Source organism: Kitasatospora nipponensis (assembly GCF_039528135.1).
Taxonomy (GTDB): domain Bacteria; phylum Actinomycetota; class Actinomycetes; order Streptomycetales; family Streptomycetaceae; genus Kitasatospora; species Kitasatospora nipponensis.
On sequence record NZ_BAAALF010000422.1, the window covers coordinates 1 to 1,760 of the forward strand.

The 1,760-nt window shown below is 71.5% G+C and carries 3 protein-coding genes; all 3 read right to left on the reverse strand.

Annotation, left to right across the window (positions count from 1 at the left end):
• Window positions 1–1,005: hypothetical protein (locus ABD323_RS40835; RefSeq protein WP_344447170.1), on the reverse strand; the 1,005-nt coding region annotated here is incomplete at its 3' end.
• Window positions 1,005–1,424, reverse strand: coding sequence for a hypothetical protein (locus ABD323_RS40840; RefSeq protein WP_184926018.1), 420 nt, complete (start codon window positions 1,422–1,424; stop codon window positions 1,005–1,007). The genes ABD323_RS40835 and ABD323_RS40840, both read right to left, overlap by 1 nt.
• 25 nt (window positions 1,425–1,449) lie before the next feature.
• Window positions 1,450–1,760 (reverse strand): hypothetical protein (locus ABD323_RS40845; protein ID WP_344447171.1); only part of this gene is annotated, 311 nt, incomplete at its 5' end.

The window sequence follows — 1,760 nt, forward strand, 5'->3', positions numbered from 1 at the left end:
GGCGGAGGAGGCCGCGGGGGCCTGCTGGGCGGGTGCCTGGGGAGGGCGTCCGAGGTGGGCTTGGAGGAGCTTGAAGGTGAGGCCCGTGGTCACCTTCTTGCCGACCCTCACGCCCTCGTCGGTGGGGAGTCCGGTGGCCTTGACGATGGGGCTGAAATCGCGGGTCTTCATACCGGGGTAGAGGCCGGTGCGCTGGAAGGAGACGAGGGCCTCCGCGAGGTGGACCTTGCCGAGGCCGCCGTCGCTCATCGCGCGGAGCGCCACCATGCGCTCCAGAGCGGTGATCAGTTCCGCCGGGGACAGGGTCGTGGGGCGGGTCTCGGCCCGGGCCGGAGCGGGGGCGGTGGTGGCCGTCGTGCCGGTGCCGGAGGCGGTGGTCACGATGGGCCGGGGAGAGGGCTTCGGAGCGGTACGGGCCTTGGGCGCGTGGGCCATCGCGGCCACGCACCACAGCCCGATGCAGGACCAGGCGATGGTCGACACCCACGGGCCGATGAACTGCCAGGCCATGGGGATGCCCAGGAAGGCGGCGATGCCGACGCCGATGCCGATGTTGCCGAGCTGGCTGAACTGCTCCTTCCGGGCCGCCTTGTCGGCTTCGGCGTAGCCGGCCTTCTTGGTGGCGATGGCGACCGGGTCGGTCAGCTTCGCCAGCTCGGCGGGCCGGGCCTGGCTGAGCCCGGCCGCGATGGTCGAGCGCTCCTCGGAGTGCTCCCCGAGGCGGCTGGCGACCGGCGCCCACAGCCGGGCCCACACGTACGGGCTGCCGGTGATGACGGCCCGCACCGGCACGCAGGCGGTAGTGGTGCTCTTCCGCACGACCAGGACGGCGGCCAGCAGACGGACGGTGAACGCCTGGGCCATCGCCTCGACCCGCTCCTCCATGCCCTCCCCCTCGTCCTCGTCCTCGACCTGGTCCTCGACGTCCTCGACGTCCTGGTCCAGCTCGACGTCCTCGACCTCGACGTCCTGGTCCTGCTCGGTGTGCTCCACGCTGGTGCTCATCAGGCAGCCACCCCGAACAGGCCGTGGAGGAACGAACCGGCGACGGTGAACGGGATGGCCAGCACGCCGCCGGCGGCCATGGCCGACGCGGGCAGCGTCGCCCCGCAGACGACGTCCTTCCACCAGCGCGGCTTGGTGCCGAAAAGGATGATGAACATGATCAGCGCGATCGCCCCGGCCCCCGCGTTGAACTGGCTGTCGATGGAGGCGGTGACCGCGTCACCGACCTGCTTGGGGGCGCTGAACGCCTGGGCCGCGCCCTGGCTGAACAGGCCGAACGCCAACATCCAGTACGAGGTGTGGTGATCCTCGTGCTGGTTCGCCAGCTTGCCCTTGCCGCGGTGGCCGACGAGCAGCCAGACCGTGATCACGAGGCAGACGCCCGAGGCCGAGATGGTGCCGATGAGGGACCCGCTCATGGTGGTAACTCCTGTGTGGGGAAGGTCAGATGGGGAGGGCGGCGAGCAGGCGGTGGGCCCCAACGGCGACGAGCAGGCCGGAGGCCACCGGGATGCGCATGATGATCAGCAGCAGGAGCGGGCCGAAGCCGCGGACCTCGGTGACGCGCAGGCCGTGGCCGCGCACCTTGAGGTCGAGGGCGAAGCCGAAGAGGGCCAGCAGCAGCCCGACGTAGGGCCCGCCGAGGGCTGCGGTCTGCACGAGGTAGCAGGCGTGCCCGAGGTAGGCGCTGATCGCGGTCAGGAGCATCCAGCGGCGGAAGCGCCGGACCTTGTCGCTCGGGCCGGTGGCCCGGG